Origin of the sequence: Rhizobium sp. BK399, assembly GCF_014194695.1 — a bacterium.
GTDB lineage: Bacteria > Pseudomonadota > Alphaproteobacteria > Rhizobiales > Rhizobiaceae > Rhizobium.
In genome coordinates this window covers 351739-369801 of record NZ_JACIAH010000004.1, presented here as the reverse complement: position 1 = coordinate 369801, position 18063 = coordinate 351739, and the positions used below count along the sequence as shown (strand labels likewise).

The following is an 18063-nucleotide window of genomic DNA, read 5'->3' as shown; positions in this document are numbered from 1 at the left end:
GGAGCCTCACCTTGAGGACGCGGGGTGGAGCAGCCCGGTAGCTCGTCAGGCTCATAACCTGAAGGCCGCAGGTTCAAATCCTGCCCCCGCAACCAAACAAACTTGAATATTTGCACATTCAAGGCGCCTGATACAAAGCTCCTCCGCTCAAGCGTCGAGGAGCTTTTTTGCGTTTCTGCCAAGTGTCCAGCTCGACGGCACGAAGCCGCGCTGAAAGACGCTCTTGGGTAATTTCGACTTCCGTTCGCGGGGCACGCGGTGTCGCCGATGGGATGGATGGGGTGCGAGGCCGCTTCGGGCCATGGCTTGACCGAGGGCATCCGAAAGATCAATACCGACCGGCCCGCTCTTTCCTGTTCCTACAAGCTGGGAGCAATGGAGCGCATTGATGTTTTGTCATGTTGTCTCGGGCCGGTTGCAAGACAGTAGTTTGCACACGCCGATCTGTTGCCTTGCTGCGGGAGAGGGTTCCTCATGACATGAACACAGTTCGCCTGCTCCTGCTTTCGAGCAGGATGGCAATGGCGATATAGACGGCCGCCAGTACCCAAAGCGTCAGGAAGGGCTCGCGAACATCCGGAATGGAAGCGCCCATCTGCGATACGGCAACCATACCGTTTATTGCAGAGGTGCTGGGCAGCAGCGTCGCCACGGCGTGCAGGAAGGGCGGTATTGCTTCTGTCGGCCAGGAAAAGCCGGCGAGAAACAGGAACGGTATCCCCAAGGCGGCCGACACCAGTTGCACGGTCAGCGGATCGCGAAACAGGCCGGCCAGAACCATTCCCAAGGCGCTGACCGCAAGCACGAAGGGCAGGGCGAAGGTGAATATCGAGAGCGGCGTTCCCAGGCGGGGGATACTGTAGAGATAGGGAAGCGCAATCAAGTAGAACGACATGATGACGGTTTCGAGGATCAAGTAAGCTAGCAGCTTCCCGCAGACAGCTGCGGCGGGACCTGCCGATGCGGCCAGTTCGCCGCTGAGTGCATCGTTTTTGTAAGTGCCGAGCAAGCCGACGCCAATCAGAAGCGTCTGCTGCAGGATCAGAACGAAGGCGGCGGGAAGGATGTAGGTCGCGTAGCCGCCCTGGGGGTTGAATAGCGTGACTGCCGTCAGCGGCATCGGGTCGGCGGCGGCGGCGGCAAGCGCAGGATCGACGTGGGCGGCAGTCAGCCTTGCCGTTTCTACCTCAGCTCCCATCGTTCGCGCGACAGAGGCAACGCCGCCGGACAAGCGCTGATAAACCAAAAAATAGCTGGAATCCGCATATAGCGCGATTGGCGACTGGCGATGGTGCAGCAATTCCCGTTCGAAATACTGAGGGATCACAAGCACTCCAAAGAGATTGCGCGCGTAGATGTCTCGCTGGGCGCTGGCTTGATCGGGAAAGACCCCGCCGACCGCGACATCGGCGGAGGCATCGACGCGCCTTGCCAACGCGCGGCTGCTATCGGTCCCGTCTAGGTCGACGACAGCAATCGGCACATCCCGCAACACTTCCGTGCGATAGGGCTGCGGGTAGAACGCGGCGTAGACGACGGATGCAAGAATGAGGACGGCGAAGGCCGGTTTCAGCGAGAAGATACGCACCAACTCGATCCGGCAGACTGTCAGGATGGCCTTCATTCCGGGGCTCCTTCGACAGTTGTTTGCGGGAGCGGCAGCGGCCGGCCGCGGGCGCGGATGATCTCGAGCCGCAGTGCGGTCAGGCTTGCTAAGAGCAGCACCATGAAAAGCAGGACGGTGATGGGCTTCCAGGAGAGGTTGACCGGCGTCCCCCTTATGGTCTGGTCGATGCGCGCCATCAGGTACCAGGTACCCGGGATCATCTGCCCCCAGTGATAGGCAAACGCGTTCATGCCGATCCGCGGGAAGCCGATGCCCATGAAACCAAAGGCAGGCGCCATCAGCAGGGTGCCGATGCTGATCGCGCTTGCCATCGGCCGCAGCAGCAGTGCAAGAAGTACTCCGATGAACTGGTCGGCAAGGATGAACAGAATGCCGGCAAGGATCAGCATATAGCGGTTGCCGCGCAAAGGCATGTCGAGCACACCGAACAGCACCCAATCGGAAATGCCAAGCACGACAAGAAAGAGCAGGGTGTAGGGCAGAATCTTCCCGGCCATCGCCGGCCACAATCCGCCGCCCAGGCGTCTCAGGACGCGAAGACGATGGGGCGTTTCGACATCAAGCCCGACGGCATAGGCCATTGTCGTGACAATGATGACTTGAAGGACGCTCGGAAGCAAAGCTGCGAGGAGAAAATGCGCATAGTTCAGCGTGGGGTTGAAGAGCGGATTGACCTGGACCGGGATCGGCGCCAGCGAGGCTTGCGCCGCTTCGAGCGGTTGTCCTTCCGCCGTTCGCAGCGACAGCCGAATGCCGGCCGCAACAGCAGGCACGGCGGCATTGATGCCACGCAGCGCGAGATTGCCCGATGTCATCGTCTGTGTGTTGTAGAAGAAGACGACTTCCGGCCGGCGTCCCCCATAGACGTCGCGTTCGAGATTGAGCGGCAACATCAGAAGACCGCGGACCTGACCCGACAGGATCAGCTGCCTGCCTTCCGCGAGATCACTGACGCGGCGCGCGACAGCTGTATCCGGTGTCGCATCCACGGTGCGAATGATCGTCCTTGACAGGTCGGTGCCGTCGAGATCGAGCACCGCAATCGGAAGCCGGGTCGCCAGGCCCGCGCTGAACACGATTGCCAGAGATCCCATCAGCAGCAGCGGCAGAACGGTCGTTAAAAACAGCAGAAGGCGTCGCCGAGAGAAGCGATCGAATTCCCTTCTGAAGACGACAAGGAGGCCGGGGCGGAGCCGCCCCTTCGCCATCATGTCAATGCCCCGCCAGCGGCCATGACGCGATGGCGCTCATGCCAGGGCGCAAGCCTTGGATCTGTTCGACGGGGTTTGCCCGTACCTCGAATGTCCGAAGATCGAAGTCGCCGGTCGCGCGCGTGGCTCGCCACGTCGCATATTGCCCCTGCGCGTTGATCGTCGTGACCTTCACCGGAATTCTGGCATTGTTCATCGCCGGTACGGTGACATCGAGGCTGTCTCCGATTTTCAGCCCTCTCAACAGATCCTCGCGCACGTTAAACGTGAACCATGGATTTTGCAGATCGATGAGCGAAAACAAGGGAGCGCCGGCGGAGAAATTCTCGCCGAGTTCAGCCACGCGTGTCGTCACCTGCCCAGAGATCGGGGAGTGAATAACCAATTCCGCAACGTCAGCCTGTTGCTGGTTCAGCGCCGACTTCGAGCGCTCGACTTGGGTCGCCGCGAGCGCCTTTTCTTCCTTGCTGGCGCCGGCGACCGCCAGTGCAAGATTGGCTTCGGCTGACTCGCGCTTGCGGATGGCCGCCTCCAGGTTGCGCGTTGTTTCGTCAACACGGGACTGCGTCGAGGCGCCCGTCGTGATCAGTTTTGCCTGGCGGGTGGAGTCCTCCTGATAAAGCGTAACGTCGGCGTCAGCGGCTGCCAATTCGGCCTTGCGCGCGGCGATTGTCTCGGGTCGGGTGCTGTTGACCCGAACGAGATCCGCTTCGGCGACAGCAAGTGCTGCTTCGGCCTGATGCAGCCCCGCGACAAGCTGCGGACTTTCCAACTCAGCGATCACCGCACCGGCTTCAACCGTATCGCCGACGTCGGCATTAAGCTTGGCAATTCTGCCCGAAACGCGCGGGCTGATGTCGACCCGGTTGGCTGAAACTTCGCCTTGAACGATAAGCGGTGGCGGTCTTGTCGCAAACCATAGAAGTGTCCCAAGACCGATAAGAACCGCGAAGCCAACCAGAACACGAACCAATCGCCACATTCAATTCGTTCTCCAAATAACAAGGCCAGTTTGGACACGCTTGCTGATGACAGAAAGGCCGCCACCCGTCTTGGATAATCGTGACATCACTATACGCAACAGACCAAAATCACAAAAGCACCATGGCGAAAATCACAGCGCGCCGCCCGTCACCGATGAGCGCTTTGTACGCCTGGCCAGGGGCTGAATAGGTTGCTTGGCGTATTGATAGGCGTAAATCCGCCGGTCAAGATGATATCGACACCCGATTTTCATAGTCCATGCCGCGTCACCCGCGAAGCTCGTAAAGCTCAGTTTGACCTCTACGGCCCCTGACGCTGACCGTGCCGATAAACGCGAAGCTGAAGCTTACTTCGACCGCGTCGCGGATCGCGTTGCTTACCAGGATTGAGGTTCCGTAGTCCCGGTTCAGGCCCTCCAGGCGCGAGGCGATGTTAACAGTATCGCCGATGGCGGTATATTGCCGGCGGCTCTCGGCACCGACGCTGCCAACGACGGCCGGGCCGGTGTGCAGGCCGAAGCGGGTGACTAGTTCGGGGCGACCATCGGCACGGTTGGACGCATTCATCGTGTCGATCGCCGCTTTCATCGCCAGGGCGCAGCGGCAGGCGTTTTCGACGTGCCGGCCGTCGCGGATGGGCGCATTCCACATCGCGAAAATGGAGTCGCCGATATATTGCACGATCGTGCCGCCGTGGTGCTCGACGATCACATTGAGTGCTTCGAAATAGCTGGAAAGCAAGGCAACGACGTCTTCAGGCGAATGTCGCTCGGAGATCGTCGTGAACTCGCGGATGTCGGTGAAGAGGACGGTGATCTCCTGCCTGGAGGCCGAGCCTATGGCTGATTGGCCGGCAATAACGATCCTGCGAACGAGCTCGCGCGGAACATAGAGCGCAAACGTCCGAATGGCATCACGTGCGGAGCCCAGCGCCGTTGCCAGGGCGTTGACCTCTGAGATCCAGGAGCGTGCGACGCGACTCTTTCTAAATTCCAGATTGCCCAATTGCCTTGCCTCGTCGGCCAATGCATAGAGTGATCGGCTGATCAATCGGGAGATGATGATCGCGGCGATCGCGCCAGCCGCCAGGAAGGCGGCCGCGGCAGCCAGGTTTCGTCTCAGCGTACGCTCGACCGGCCCGACGAGATCGTCGAGTGGCGCGGCGATGACGACCGTATAGTCTTTCAGCAAGCCGGCTACTTCGGCATGAAAACTCTGGGCGAGATATTCACGACCGTTCACGCCCAAGCGCACGACTTCGCCGTCCGCCACGCCACTGCCGTGCGCCATGTTCGTGACCGCTGGAATAGCGGGATCCATCGTTGCCACGTCCGTAGCCGTCAGCGTCCGGCCGCGTCGAAGCTGATCGCGCAGCTTTGTCATGACCGCACTGTCGGAATGCACGATCAGACGGCCCGTATCATCGAATACATAGGCGTGCGCCTGTTCCGAGACCGCACCGACATCGACGACTTCCCCGAGCGTCAGAAGCATTACATCGGCGCCGATCACGATGCGATCCCTGCCCGCCACAGGTTTGGCCAAGGTCAGGGTCAAATAATTGGTCGCGGCCGAAATGTAGGGGCCGACCGAGGTTGTTCGCCCCTCGGAAAGCGGGACGGTGTACCAGGGCCGAAAGCGTGGGTCGAAGACGTCGTCACGATCGGCGCGCCGAGTGATAAGGCGGGAGTCTTTGTCGAAAAAGGTCCATGTTGTCACCGGGATGCCGAGGACCTTGGTGATGGTGCGAATGGTGAATGCGGCGCCGGCCGGCGCATTCAACGTGTCGCGCCAGGCCGGATTTGCACCAATATCGATGGCCTGTATGTAGGTCCCGTCCGGATATCCGATGTGGACCGCGTCTATCCGGAAGGACGACTTCAGCAGTTGCAGCAGGAGGTTGCGCTTCGCTGGCAGGTCCCGGGGAGGCGGCGTAAGCATTTGCGGGACTGCCGAGGCCGTCTCGATGGCGGCATATCCGCTGCTGAAAACATTGCGATAATCCTCGATGGTACGAAGGCCGAGCTGACGCATTTGCGCTTCACCCGCGGACAGGGCGGTCACCTTGCCTTGCGTATAGGCCATCCAAACGAGCGGCAGTGCCGTACAGGCCAGCAGCCCGACAATGATGACGCTGAGATGCAAGCGCAGGGGAAATGCCCAGCCCAATGGCGTCCTCGCTTCCATCTCGGGCCTGTCGCGGTGTTCCATTCCTAACCCCCAAGAGCGATCGCGATGCCGACCAGCCCGAGGCCGAGGCACGTCATCGTTATGCCTGCGTTGAGCGGTCTCGCGTCCGAAAAATGCGCCCAGGCGTAGCCCGTCAGGAAGAGCAGGGCAATCAGCAGAAAATTGCTGGTTCTCAGGGCAAGGTCGGCGCTGCCGATCATGAAGAAAGGAATAACTGCGGGCAGTGAGGTCGCCGACACCAAGAGGAAGACAATCAAAGCAGCGAGAAGGTCGTCCCTCGACAGACGAAGCTTGGCGGGGCTTCCGCGTCGTGTGAGGTCGAGCATGGCTTTGTAGAGCGCCTCTTCATCCGCAGCCACAGAAACAAGCGGTTCGTCGTGGAGCGGAAATTCCTTCCTGAGCGCGGAGATCGCATCCTGCTCGCTTCTGGCGGACCTGATCTGTCGAAGGACGCGCCCGCGCCTGCTCTTGTAGAACACCGTGCCCAAGACAAACAGCACGGCGTCGATGATGCCCCATGCCACGTTGCAGCCGATTGTCCCGACGATCAGCTCCCGAACATCAAGGCCCTCCTGGCTGAAAATGAGCCGTGAGCCCACGGTAAAAGTAAGGGCCATAATCAGTCCGAAGAGGACTTCGCCGAGAGCATCGCCCGGGTCAATTACCTCCGTGATGTGGGGTCTGCCGAATTCCACCACTTGCCAGATCCTCCCGGTTGCTGGTTCCTCAAATGGAACGATCCGACCCCTCAATGATTACGTATGCAGACTCTAGAATGCGATAGGGACCGGAGGCAATCGATGAGCCGTGAGCGCGGGCGCAAGAAACTGATGCTGAGGATCCCCGAGATCCGCCATTTCCTCGCCTCCCCGGCAAGCGAGACACTGAGCGATCTCTTCGAATCGTACGATCTGGCAGCCGATTGCCTTGAACGCTTCCGTGCGGCAAGCCCGACGGATGAACGGCGGGTCCTCGAGTATGAGGGACTCTGTCGTGAGATCGAGGCGGAAGTGGTGGTGTACTGCGGCGAACGATACGGGAAGCAGATGCGTTCGTGACGTGCCACGATGACCCTCGTTGCCCGAACGGGGCTTACAATACAACATGTCCGACCGAAACGCCCGTCCCGAGGGCCAGGACTTTCGAGAAATCTGTCGATGCGCTATCCATCCCGTATCCCAGGACCCCACCCGCGCCGTTACTCGACAGGCGGCTCCCATGTCAGAAAGAAGCCGACGTCGCCGGGCATGCCTCCCGGGAAATTGATGATCGCCGCTTTCAGGCCGTAACCCTGTGGCTTTGCGACCTGTTCGAACAGATCGTAGAGTTCCTTGGCTTTGCCCTGCAGGGTATTCTGCCAGCCCGGAAGGTTGTTGTTGATGCCGCGACCGCTGTCCGAGCAGAGGCTGGACGGGAAGCTGTAAATCATTGCTTCGTATTTTCCGTCCGCGGCGGCCTTGGTCACCAGGCGCTTGATGATCGCACGCTCATTTTCGCCAACGTGCTTCTGGAAGAAGTCCTCGAGGAACTCTGAGTGTTTCTTCGCTTCGCGCGCCTTGATCTTTTCGTCGCGTTCCATCTCCGCGAGCTGAAGCTCAAGAGCACGCTTGCGCAGATCTTCAGCGCTGGTCATTGGTTGAGGGGTGGTCTCGCTTGCAGTCATCGCCATGTCCTCCAAGTTTTCCAAAGGATAAAATGAGTATGGGCGCTTAGGCAGTAAGATACGCGTCGCGTGCGGTAGTATACGGTATATTACGCGGCGGGCCACAGGTTCGCGATCACAGCGATCGATTCCAATGCCACCTTCATACTTGACAAAGCGGTGGGGTAGTCCTATTGGGTAAACGATAACCCAATGGAGGATGGGGTGACGGTATCGCTTTCAGACATAGCGGAACGGGCGGGAGTCTCGATCAAGACTGTCTCCGGCGCCCTGCATGGCGGTTCCGCCCGCATGTCGGAAGAGACGCGCTCGAGGATCAAGATGATCGCCGACGAACTCGGCTATGTCACCAATCTCGCTGCCAGAGGCATGCGGCAGGGTTGGCTGCCGTTGATCGGCGTCGTTGCCGACGAGCTCATTACGTCACCCTTTGCCACCGAGATCATCCGCGGCCTAGATGGTGCTGCTCGGACGGCGGAAATGGCCGTCTTTGCAATGAATCTCAACGGTACCCGCGACGTTGGTTCGGTTCTGGAGGAAGTTCGTCGCTTTCGCCCTCGAGCCATCGCCTATGCGGCGATGTACCACAAGACGGTGGCGCTGCCGGAAGAACTGGTCGGAAATGTCGGCATCATGATCAACTGCAGCGAAGCCAACGGCCGCGTGACCTCGCTGGTGCCTGACGAAGAGGGGGCTGCTGTGGAGATCACGCGTCACCTCGTCGCCGCCGGGCGTCGCCGCATTGCGTTTATCAATCTTCCGGGCCTTCTCGCCGGCGAATTGCGCGAGCGCGGCTTTCGCAGGGCACTCGATGAGGCAGGCCTTGCCCCGATCAGCGTGCTGCCGGCGGTTCGTCGCCCTGTCTATAGTGATCGCGCGCCCAGCCTGGTCGCAACACACGTTGCTGCACTCATGAGCGCGGGCGTGCGCCCGGACGCCATTCTCTGTGGTAACGATCGTGTCGCCATGGAGGTGTATTCCGCTCTGCGGCGCGCGGGTGCTCGCATTCCCGACGACGTCGCGGTGGGGAGTTTCGACAACCAGGTCGAGATCGCCACGCGGCTCGATCCGCCGCTGACGACGATGGCCCTTCCGCATCGCGCGATGGGTCGGCTAGCGGCGGAGATACTGCTCAGTGATGAGCCGGCGCCGCCGGACACCCGACGCCTGCCGTTCCAACTCATCAGCCGATCTTCCATTTGAAATTCAAGACAGCGTCCCACTCAAGGAGGAGAACTAAAATGGGTAAACGTTTACTTTCAGTGCTTCTGGCATCGGCTTCTCTTGCCGTCACAGCTGGTCTGGCGGAAGCCAAGACTGTCATTCACATGATGCACCAGGGCGATCCGGGTTGGGTAAAGACCTACGGCGATGTTGCGAAGCGGTTCGAGGAAGCGAATCCGGATGTCGACGTCGAGCTCATCTATGCCCCGCATGATGCCTACAATGAGAAGTTCAGCGCGGCTGTGATGGCCAAGCAGTTGCCAGACATCATGGAACTCGATGCGCCGTTTCTTGCCAACTATGTGTGGTCGGGATACCTGCAGCCGATCAAACCGTTGATCGAGAAGGATATTCTTGACGACATGACGCCGTCGAACGTCGCGCAGGGTACCTATCCGATCGACAAGGACCTCTATGCAGTCGGTCTGACCGACTCCTCGGTGGTGCTCTATGGCAACAAGAAGTACCTCGAGGCGATTGGCGCACGTATTCCGAAGTCCGTCGACGACGCCTGGACGAAGGCCGAATTCGAAGGGTACCTGGAAAAGCTCTCGAAGCTCGACGGTGTCAAATGGCCGATCGACACGTTCCGCGGCTATGGCATCAAGACGGAGTGGATCACCTATGCCTATGGGCCGCTTCTCGACTCGGCAGGTTGCGATCTGATCGACCGGACATCCTGGAAGGCGACGGGTACCCTCGACAGTGAGGCCTGTGTCAATGCGCTGACGATGATGCAGACGTGGGTCAAGAACGGATGGGTCGTTCCGGGTTCTTCAGGCACAAACCAGTTCTACGCCGATGGCAAACCGGCCGCATTGGCGCTCGGCGGTCACTGGTTCTACGCGGAGGCGGCCGCAGCGATGAAGGACGATATCGTCGTCATGCCGCTGCCCAAGCTCGGCGACAAAGGGGTCAGCCCGAACGGCACCTGGATCTGGGGCGTCACGAAGTCATCAGAGCATCCCGACGTTGCCGGCAAGTTCCTGAGCTTCCTTCTGAAGGACAAAGCCTACCGCGAGTTTGCCAAGGAGAATTCGGGCTTCCCTGGGCTGAAGAGCTTTGCCGCCGACTCGCCGGTCTATGCTCCGGGTGGACCAATGGCGGTTGCCTTCGAACAGGCATCGAAGACTGCTGTCGCTCGTCCTCCACATCCCGCTTATCCGACGATCACATCTGCCTTCATGCAGGCCGTCGACAAGATCTTCAATGGCGGTGACGCCAAGGAAGCGTTGTCGGAAGCCGCGCAGAAGATCGACGAGGACATCGAGGACAACGCCGGCTACCCGCCCTTCGACACACAGCAGTAAGCCCCTTGCCGCCAGGTCGTCCCTGTAGGCGGCCTGGCGGCAACGCCCTTAGTTTTCAGGAGGAGGAGATCATGACTTTGCAACAATCGCCCGTCGCCGGGCGGCTCCGCCCCGGCGGGCGGCGGGATCCGCGTCGGCTGGCACAGGAAGCGCTGATGATCGCACCTGCTGTCCTGCTTCTCGCCTTCTTCCTGATTGCGCCGTTCCTGTTGTCGTTCTGGACGTCCATGACGAACCAGCCGCTGGTGCCGCGGCCAACGCCGGTTCGGTTCGTCGGATTGCTGAACTTCCAGCGTATCTTCAAAGATCCGTTGTTTTGGACCTCGTTGTGGAATGTGTCGCGATTTACGTTCTGGGTCCTGCCGGTCCAGTGTGGCCTTGCTTTCGCAACAGCCCTGCTGCTGCACCAGAAGATACCTGGCCGCAATCTGTTGCGTGGCATGTTCTTCCTGCCAGCAATCACCTCAATGGTCGTCGTCTGCGTCATCTGGGGTACGCTGTTCCAGTATCCAAGTGGACCGTTCAACCAGATCATAGGCTTCCTGTCCGGAGGCCGGATCCAGCCGATCGACTGGTTGGGTGACCCAAATTGGGCGATGTTCTCGATCGTGCTGCTTTCCGCCTGGCAGGCCTACGGCTTCCAGATGATCGTCTATCTCGCAGGCCTCCAGGGAATACCGGACGAACTCTATGACGCCGCCAAGATCGACGGCGCGAACGCGCTGGGACGGTTCTGGCATGTGACGATGCCGGGCCTGCGGCCGACCCATGTCTTCGTGCTGGTCATTACCACCATTCAGGCGTTCAAACTCTATACTCAGGTCGCCATCCTCACCCAGGGCGGACCAAAGGGGAGCACCGAAACCGTCGTGCACTACATGGTACGAGCCGGATTCGAGGAGCAGAAGCTCGGCTATGCTTCGGCCGTCTCCGTCATCCTGTTCGTCATCGTACTCGTAATCGCGCTCATCCAGCGCAAACTCTTGAGGCGCTTCCATGTCTGATCTCGTCATGAGCCAAGCGACGCCGGTCGTGAAGCCTTGGGCTTCCAGCAAGGCGTCATTCCACCTCGTCCAGGCTATCTGCATCTTTATCATCGCGCTGGTGGTGATCTCGCCGTTGTTTATGCTGTTGATTGCCAGCCTGAAGGACGATCGCTTCCAGATTTTGGCGGATATGGGCAGCTTCCGCGCCTTTTGGGTCTCCGATCCGACTCTCGCCAACTTCAAGGAAGTCGCACACTTTTCGGGCGAACTGGCCTTCGGCCGCTACCTCCTGAATTCGCTGCTGATCCTTGCAGTCACCGTCGGCGGCGGCCTCGTCGTCAATTCCATGGCCGGCTTCGTGCTGGCCTGGGGCTCGCTGCGCGGCAAAGCCGTGTTGCTCGCCTTAGTCGTTGCTCTCTACGTCATTCCGCAGGAGAGCATCATCATGCCGCTGGTCGTGATGGTTTCGCGCGCCGGCATGACAGATACGTTCGCCGTGCAGATTCTTCCCTGGGTCGCGAGCCCTCTTTACATCTTCCTTTTCTACCAGTTTTTCGCTCAGCTTCCCAAGGAACTCTACGAGGCGGCAGAGATCGATGGCGCTTCGGTTTTCCGTATCTATCGCTCGATCTATATGCCGCTCAGCCTGCCGGCGCTGGCCACCGTCTCGATCCTCATGGGGATCGAGAGTTGGAATCAATATCTTTGGCCGACCCTTGTGACGCAAACCGACTATGCACGACCGATATCGGTGGCCATCGCCACCTTCTTTGGCCAGGACAGCATTTATTGGGACCGTGCCATGGCTGCCTCCGTTCTTATGATGATCCCGATCCTTGCTCTCTACCTCGCTTTCCAGCGCTGGTTCGTGAGTTCGTTCGTCGGCTCTGCCGTGAAAGGTTGATTGATGACAATCCAAACAGGAACTCTCTCGCTGTCTCGGGAGAATGTGAGTGCCGACCTATGCGCAGGCGACGTGATCCATGTCTGGTTGAGGGCGCTCATTGCGGATACTGCGGCTTCTGTCTCGGTCACCGTTGAGGGCGTCGAGCTCGCCGCAGTGGCTTCCACGAGGACAGAAGAGTTTGAGTTCCAGCCCATCGTTCTGCCAGCAGGCGGCAGAGTTGTACTGAGCTATGAGCCGTCGATCACGGCTGTCTCAGTGATCTACAGCTTCGATCCAGCGAGTGTGCTGGAAGAGGGCATTCGCGTGCTACACTTCGCAGCGGCGAATGCGCCGCCTCAACTCCCCGCCGGGTATCATTTCCGTCCACCCTTCGGCTGGATGAACGACCCCAATGGTTTAGGCCGCTTCGGCGGAAAGGCACACCTTTTCTACCAGCACTACCCGCATCGCTCGCGGTGGAATACCATGCATTGGGGGCATGCGGTCTCGCAGGACTACCTGCACTGGACGCACCTTCCGGTCTTCCTATTCCCGGCAGCCGAACTTTCGATGCGTGATGATGGCCGCGGAGGCGCGTTCTCCGGGTCGGCCATCCCGATCGCGACAGACGGCGGAGAGCAGATCCGCGTCTTTTTCACCGAACAGGTGCGAGATCGGAAGCCGGAAGAGCAGATACAGCTTTCGGCCACCAGTGCGGATCAGGTTTCTGCGGGTAATCCCTCGATTGCCCTGCCGGAGCGCCCCGAAGGACTGGGGCTGACTTTGGATTTTCGCGATCCCTATGTGTTCAAGGGACCCGACGGTCTCTGGAAGATGTTGGTCGGCAGCCGTGACAGGTCCGGCGGCGTGATCCTCCTCTATGAAACATCTAATGAAGACGCCGCTGGCGGATGGACCTTTGTCGGCGTCCTGCATCGCGAGGATCGCTTTGGCATGACAGCCGCCGAATGCCCGTGCATGCTCCCGCTGGGCAATGTCGCAAGCGATGAGACACGTTGGGCTCTGATTTTCGGCCTGCTGACCAGTCGCGATCCGGCGACCGGACGCCGCAACATGTCGTCCGTCACCGTCGGTCGGTTCGATGGTCGCGAATTCCAACCGGAATTTGAGCAGGAACTCGACTTCGGATCGGACGCCTACGCCTTCCAGGCCTTCGTCGACCATGATGGACCTGTCGGCCTGGCCTGGCTGGCGAATTGGACGGACGTCTCCAAGATCGTCGATTTTCCGACCGCCATGACGTTGCCGCGTCGCGTTCTCCTTGATGGACGCGCGGTCCTGACACCGCCCCTGGAGGCCGTCGATGGCCTGCGGCACCAGCTTCTTGATGATGCCAGGTTGCTGGCCGGCGCGACCGTGGAGTTTGTGGACGGAGCCGCCGAAATTCTGCTCGATCTGACGCAAGCCGGGGCACCCTTCGAGCTCAGTTTCGACCACCCCGAGATCGGCCTTGGCGTGCGCCTCGACGACGAAGGGCTAGCGATCCTCTTCGATACAGGAACGGGCAAGCCGTCTCCGCGCTATCTGGCTGCCGGCGCGAGGCCGGCGCAGGTGCGGATCTTCATCGATACCGGCTCAATCGAAGTCTTCGCGGATAAAGGCCGATGGGTCGGAACGAAGCGTATTCCGAGCTTTGCGGCAGTACGATCCGCAACGATGAAGGCCGCCACCGACAGCGTCGCGGCTGCTCGCGTCTGGCAAATCAAGCTCTGAACGTAGGGAGGAAGTAGCATGGCATCCGTCGCGATCGAACAGGTTCGCAAGCAATATGGCGCCATCCCCGTGATCCATGGCGTGTCCGTGGATATAGAGGATGGTGAGTTCGTCACGCTGGTCGGACCATCCGGCTGCGGCAAGTCGACCTTGTTGCGCATGCTTGCCGGACTGGAGGACATTAGCGGCGGAGAGATCCGCATCGGCGGGCGTGTCGTCAATGATGTGGCGCCGAAGGAACGCGATATCGCGATGGTCTTCCAGAGCTACGCTCTGTACCCGCACATGACGGTGGCGGAGAACATGGGCTTTGCGCTCAAGCTACAGGGGCAGGACAAGGCGGCGATCGGCCGGCGCGTACAGGAGGCTGCGGACATTCTGGCACTTGAGCCGCTGCTCGACCGCCTGCCGAAGCAATTGTCCGGCGGCCAGCGGCAACGCGTGGCGATGGGACGTGCGATCGTACGCCACCCGAAAGTCTTCCTGTTTGACGAACCTCTGTCGAACCTCGACGCCAAATTGCGGGTGACGATGCGCGCCGAGATCAAGGAACTGCACCAGCGGCTGAAAACGACAACTGTCTACGTCACCCACGATCAGATCGAGGCAATGACGATGGCTGACAAGATCGTCGTCATGCGCGCCGGGCAGATCGAGCAGGTCGGCAGACCACTCGAACTCTACGATCGGCCAATCAACACCTTCGTTGCGACATTCATCGGCTCGCCGGCGATGAACCTGTTTGAAGGCAGCGTCGTGAATCAGGAATTTTGTCTGGACCAGGGTGTTAGGCTTCCCATGCCGCGTTGCGAGATGCCGGCTGACGTTCACACCTACGGCATCCGACCGGAACACCTCACCATTGCCGCGGAGGGCGTCTTGGCGACCGTTGTGGTGGTGGAGCCGACGGGAGCAGAAACACATGTAATCATGGAGATCGGAACGCAGACGGCAGCGATGGTGCTGCATGACCGGGTCGCGTTGCAGCCGGGCGAACGGATAAAGGTGGCGCCCGACTTGTCCAAGGCGCATCTCTTTTCGGTCGAGGGAAACCGGCTCAACTGAGCACGATTTCGACCGGACCGCATCGTGCTGCGCCGAGGGACGTTGATGGGTGACGTTGGAACATTTAGCGCTGTCGCAGGTTGCTTCTGGAAATTAGGAGCGAAGCGATGCTGATCCTTGAAGAAATTCTCCTCGTTTCTGCCGATCGGGTGGCCTGCTGCCGTGGTCAGCTCGAGTTGGATCTCGACCAGATGATCCTGCAACTCGAGCGGTCGGGATTCTCCCGCAAGGAAATTCTGGTCGCGATGAGCGAAATGATCAGCGAAGAATTCTCGGCACTTCCCGACATGCCGAAATTCCACTGACAGCGTCTGTTTCTTTCCACCAAGATGGTGGTGCCTCGCTCATTGCGCTATGACATCGCAATGAGCGAAAACTTCCTGATCACTGGCCCGGACAATCCTGCAGCGACGATCCTGCTTGCACATGGCGCCGGTGCGCCTATGGACTCCAAATCCATGGCCGCCGCCGCCGAAGCTCTTGCCGCAGTCGGGTTCCGGATTGCGCGCTTCGAATTCGCCTACATGGCCGCTCGCCGGACGTTCGATGCTCGAAGGCCACCGCCGAAAGCGGAAACCTTGATTCCGGAATACAGGGACGCGGTAAGGGCGCTTGCGAGCTCCGGGCCGCTTATTATTGGCGGCAAGTCCATGGGTGGGCGAGTGGCGAGCATGGTAGCCGACGACCTGCACGCGGAGGGCGCGATCTGTGGATTGTTGTGCCTCGGCTATCCTTTTCATCCGCCCGGCAAGCCGCAGCAACTGCGCACGGCGCACCTCAAAAATCTGCGCACGCCAACGCTCATTTGCCAAGGGACGCGCGACGAATTCGGGACTCGTGAAGAGGTTTCGACCTATCCGCTTTCCCCGGCAATATCAGTCCTTTGGCTTGAAGACGGCGATCACGATCTTGCGCCGAGGAAGAAAATTTCCGGCTTCTCCGTCGCCGATCACCTCACGACCATGGCCGTCCGCACCAGCGCTTGGGCACGCGAAAACTGCCTTCGGTAGGGCCAAACGTGAACGTCAACTCGACTTGACGGATGTAAGCGCTTTATGCATGTTCGCCTGCAAGATGTGACGTGCATTTCTACCTTTCTCGCATATTTGGGGGGCAGGCATGACGAAGTGCGTAGCATGTTCAGGGCTCTTTTCATCCGTTTTTGCCGCAGCGCTCGCAGTGAGCAGTGCGGCCTTTGGCGCCGATCTGGTGATCGCGATGCCGAACTGGCCCTCGGGGCAGGCGACGGCAAATATCCTCAAGGTCAGTATTGCTAAGGAGTTCGGGCTTAATGCCGATGTGCAGGAGCTTGGGACGCTGCTCGCCTTCAACGGCATGGAGAAAGGCACTGTCGACATCCAGCCGGAGGTCTGGCAGCCCAATCTTGAAAACGTCATCAAGACCTTCGTCACCGAGAAGGGCGTCGTGGTTCTCGCCAAGCATGGCGTGCCGGCATGGCAGGGCATCTGCGCGACGCCCGCTGCCGCCGAAAAGGGCCTGAAGTCGATCACCGACCTCAGCGATCCGGAAAAGACGAAGATTCTCGATACTGACGGTGATGGCAAGGGCGAGATGTGGCTTGGCGCACCGGCATGGGCCTCGACGGGGATCGAACGTGTCAGAGCGAACACCTACGGCTATGCCAAGGACCTGACGTTGGTCGAATCGGAAGAGGAAGTCGCGCTGGCGGGACTGGACATCGCCATCGCCACGAACCAGCCGCTGGTCTTTGCCTGCTACGCACCCCACTTCATCTTTGACCTGCATAAGATCGTGCGCCTCGCGGAGCCGCCGCACGATGCCAGCAAGTGGCAGCTGGTCGGTGCCAACGATCCGCTTTGGATCACCAAGTCGACGGCATCGACAGCTTGGGACACCGCCAATTTCCGCATTGGCTACGCGGCTGCTTTTGCAAAGAAACACCCGGACATCGCCTCGTTCCTGGAAAAGATCGATTTCACGCCGGAAGAGGCGACGGCGATGAGCTATGCGCTCGAAGTCGAGCGCGTCCCGCCGCTCGACTACGCGACAAAATGGGTCGCCGACAACGCAAAGCGTGTGGATGGGTGGGCTAGCAAATGATGGCACGCGACGAACTTCCGGCGAAGGCGAAAAAGACTCGGCGCACACGCAAGTTGACGGCGGCTCTGATTGCAGCGGGCGTGTGTATTGGCCCGCTCGCCGCTTGGGCGCAGACACAAATCTATGATTCCAAAACGCATACCTGGGTGAACTACGACAAGAAGAAGGCGCGCCAGTACTATGCACGCAACAACCAGGCGCCAGAAGCATTCCGAATGCAGACGGTGACGTTCCGAACGGCGGAGCCGCCGGGAACGATCATCATCGATGGCAACCAGCATTTTCTTTACCTTGTCCAGCCGGGCGGGCAGGCAATCCGGTATGGTATCGGTGTGGGGCGCGAAGGCTTCGGCTGGGCTGGGATCGTGCGCGTTGGTCGGATGGCGGAGTGGCCTACCTGGACGCCGCCGGCCGAAATGGTGGCGCGCGACCCAAATGCGGCCAAATGGGCGGCCGGAATGCCTGGCGGACCGGAAAATCCACTGGGTGCCAGGGCCCTCTATCTCTACGAAGGCGATCAGGACACGATCTACCGCATCCATGGTACCGCTGAGCCCTGGACGATCGGCCTTGATGTGTCGTCAGGCTGCATCCGCATGAATAACAATGACATCACTGATCTTGCATCGCGGATCAAGATCGGCGCCAAGGTCATCGTGTTGATGCAGGGGGCGGCGCTCTACAAGGGCGTCTGAGAATGGGGACGGCGTCGCGCCGGAAACAGACAATCTAGTCGGGGGACAGGATTTTGCTGCAGAACACTGCGAAGGGAATTTCGATCGGTCGGCTGATGGCCGCAATGACGAGTGCGGCGCTGCTTGGCGCTTGCACACCGACGCCACCGGCGCCTGAAAGCATGGCCCGCACCACGCTGCAGACGGCTCCGGCGGATCTGCAGCTGCTCTGCGCCAATTCTGCTGCCGGGGTTGCCGGTCCGAACGCCAAGGTATTGCCCACCGCATCTCGGCAATTACCCGACGGCACCTTCGCCGTCGATCTCGACGCCGGCGGCAAGAAGTTCTCATGCGTCGTCGATAACAACGGGACCGTCCGGTCGGTGCAGCCGGCGCAGTCCGGCTGATGGCACGCCCCGCCATATCGG

General features: G+C 60.1%; 18 protein-coding genes and 1 tRNA gene. 13 read left to right on the top strand and 6 right to left on the bottom strand.

Annotation, left to right across the window (positions count from 1 at the left end; genetic code table 11):
* Positions 1–18: 18 nt before the first annotated feature.
* Positions 19–95 (top strand) — tRNA-Met (locus FHT97_RS12530).
* Between the two features lie 377 nt (positions 96–472).
* Here the strand turns inward: FHT97_RS12530 and FHT97_RS12525 are convergent.
* The 5 genes from FHT97_RS12525 to FHT97_RS12505 form a co-directional block, all read right to left on the bottom strand.
* Positions 473–1624, bottom strand: coding sequence for an ABC transporter permease (locus FHT97_RS12525; protein ID WP_183862527.1), 1152 nt, complete (start codon positions 1622–1624; stop codon positions 473–475).
* Entirely contained in the window at positions 1621–2838 is a 1218-nt protein-coding gene (locus tag FHT97_RS12520; protein WP_183862525.1) for an ABC transporter permease, read from the bottom strand. Before FHT97_RS12520 ends, FHT97_RS12525 begins: the two co-directional genes overlap by 4 nt.
* A gap of 1 nt (position 2839) precedes the next feature.
* The gene (locus FHT97_RS12515) at positions 2840–3820 is read right to left on the bottom strand and encodes an efflux RND transporter periplasmic adaptor subunit (protein WP_183862523.1); all 981 of its coding nucleotides are present in this window, start codon (positions 3818–3820) and stop codon (positions 2840–2842) included.
* 268 nt (positions 3821–4088) lie between these two features.
* Positions 4089–6032 carry an adenylate/guanylate cyclase domain-containing protein gene (locus FHT97_RS12510; protein WP_183862522.1) on the bottom strand — a complete coding sequence of 648 codons (1944 nt, stop codon included), beginning with the start codon at positions 6030–6032 and terminating at the stop codon, positions 4089–4091.
* A 2-nt stretch (positions 6033–6034) separates the two neighbouring features.
* Positions 6035–6706, bottom strand: coding sequence for a VIT1/CCC1 transporter family protein (locus tag FHT97_RS12505; RefSeq protein WP_183755955.1), 672 nt, complete (start codon positions 6704–6706; stop codon positions 6035–6037).
* Positions 6707–6811: 105 nt separating this feature from the next.
* On the opposite strand from FHT97_RS12505, the gene FHT97_RS12500 reads away from it, so the two are divergent.
* Entirely contained in the window at positions 6812–7069 is a 258-nt protein-coding gene (locus tag FHT97_RS12500) for a hypothetical protein (RefSeq protein WP_183755954.1), read from the top strand.
* A gap of 140 nt (positions 7070–7209) precedes the next feature.
* Here FHT97_RS12500 and FHT97_RS12495 read toward each other — a convergent pair whose 3' ends face one another.
* Entirely contained in the window at positions 7210–7674 is a 465-nt protein-coding gene (locus FHT97_RS12495) for a hypothetical protein (protein WP_028758707.1), read from the bottom strand.
* 192 nt (positions 7675–7866) lie between these two features.
* On the opposite strand from FHT97_RS12495, the gene FHT97_RS12490 reads away from it, so the two are divergent.
* The 11 genes from FHT97_RS12490 to FHT97_RS12440 all read left to right on the top strand — a co-directional run bounded on the left by FHT97_RS12490 (position 7867) and on the right by FHT97_RS12440 (position 18042).
* Complete coding sequence (locus FHT97_RS12490; protein ID WP_183862520.1) at positions 7867–8877, top strand: LacI family DNA-binding transcriptional regulator; 1011 nt, start codon at positions 7867–7869, stop codon at positions 8875–8877.
* Between the two features lie 38 nt (positions 8878–8915).
* Complete coding sequence (locus FHT97_RS12485) at positions 8916–10208, top strand: sugar ABC transporter substrate-binding protein (protein WP_183862518.1); 1293 nt, start codon at positions 8916–8918, stop codon at positions 10206–10208.
* Between the two features lie 71 nt (positions 10209–10279).
* Positions 10280–11212, top strand: a complete 933-nt coding sequence (locus FHT97_RS12480) for a sugar ABC transporter permease (protein ID WP_183862516.1) — start codon at positions 10280–10282, stop codon at positions 11210–11212.
* Entirely contained in the window at positions 11205–12098 is an 894-nt protein-coding gene (locus FHT97_RS12475) for a carbohydrate ABC transporter permease (RefSeq protein ID WP_183862514.1), read from the top strand. Before FHT97_RS12480 ends, FHT97_RS12475 begins: the two co-directional genes overlap by 8 nt.
* 3 nt (positions 12099–12101) lie before the next feature.
* A complete protein-coding gene (locus tag FHT97_RS12470; protein WP_183862511.1) occupies positions 12102–13814 on the top strand; it encodes a GH32 C-terminal domain-containing protein in 1713 nt (570 codons plus the stop codon).
* 18 nt (positions 13815–13832) lie between these two features.
* Entirely contained in the window at positions 13833–14879 is a 1047-nt protein-coding gene (gene ugpC / locus FHT97_RS12465) for a sn-glycerol-3-phosphate ABC transporter ATP-binding protein UgpC (protein WP_183862510.1), read from the top strand.
* A 107-nt stretch (positions 14880–14986) separates the two neighbouring features.
* The gene (locus FHT97_RS12460) at positions 14987–15184 is read left to right on the top strand and encodes a hypothetical protein (RefSeq protein ID WP_016556920.1); all 198 of its coding nucleotides are present in this window, start codon (positions 14987–14989) and stop codon (positions 15182–15184) included.
* Positions 15185–15244: 60 nt separating this feature from the next.
* A complete protein-coding gene (locus FHT97_RS12455) occupies positions 15245–15889 on the top strand; it encodes an alpha/beta family hydrolase (RefSeq protein ID WP_183862508.1) in 645 nt (214 codons plus the stop codon).
* A gap of 109 nt (positions 15890–15998) precedes the next feature.
* On the top strand, positions 15999–16961 hold the full coding sequence (locus FHT97_RS12450) for a glycine betaine ABC transporter substrate-binding protein (protein WP_183862506.1): 963 nt from the start codon (positions 15999–16001) through the stop codon (positions 16959–16961).
* Complete coding sequence (locus FHT97_RS12445) at positions 16958–17656, top strand: L,D-transpeptidase (RefSeq protein WP_183862504.1); 699 nt, start codon at positions 16958–16960, stop codon at positions 17654–17656. Before FHT97_RS12450 ends, FHT97_RS12445 begins: the two co-directional genes overlap by 4 nt.
* A gap of 53 nt (positions 17657–17709) precedes the next feature.
* A complete protein-coding gene (locus FHT97_RS12440; protein ID WP_246712611.1) occupies positions 17710–18042 on the top strand; it encodes a hypothetical protein in 333 nt (110 codons plus the stop codon).
* Positions 18043–18063 lie beyond the last annotated feature (21 nt).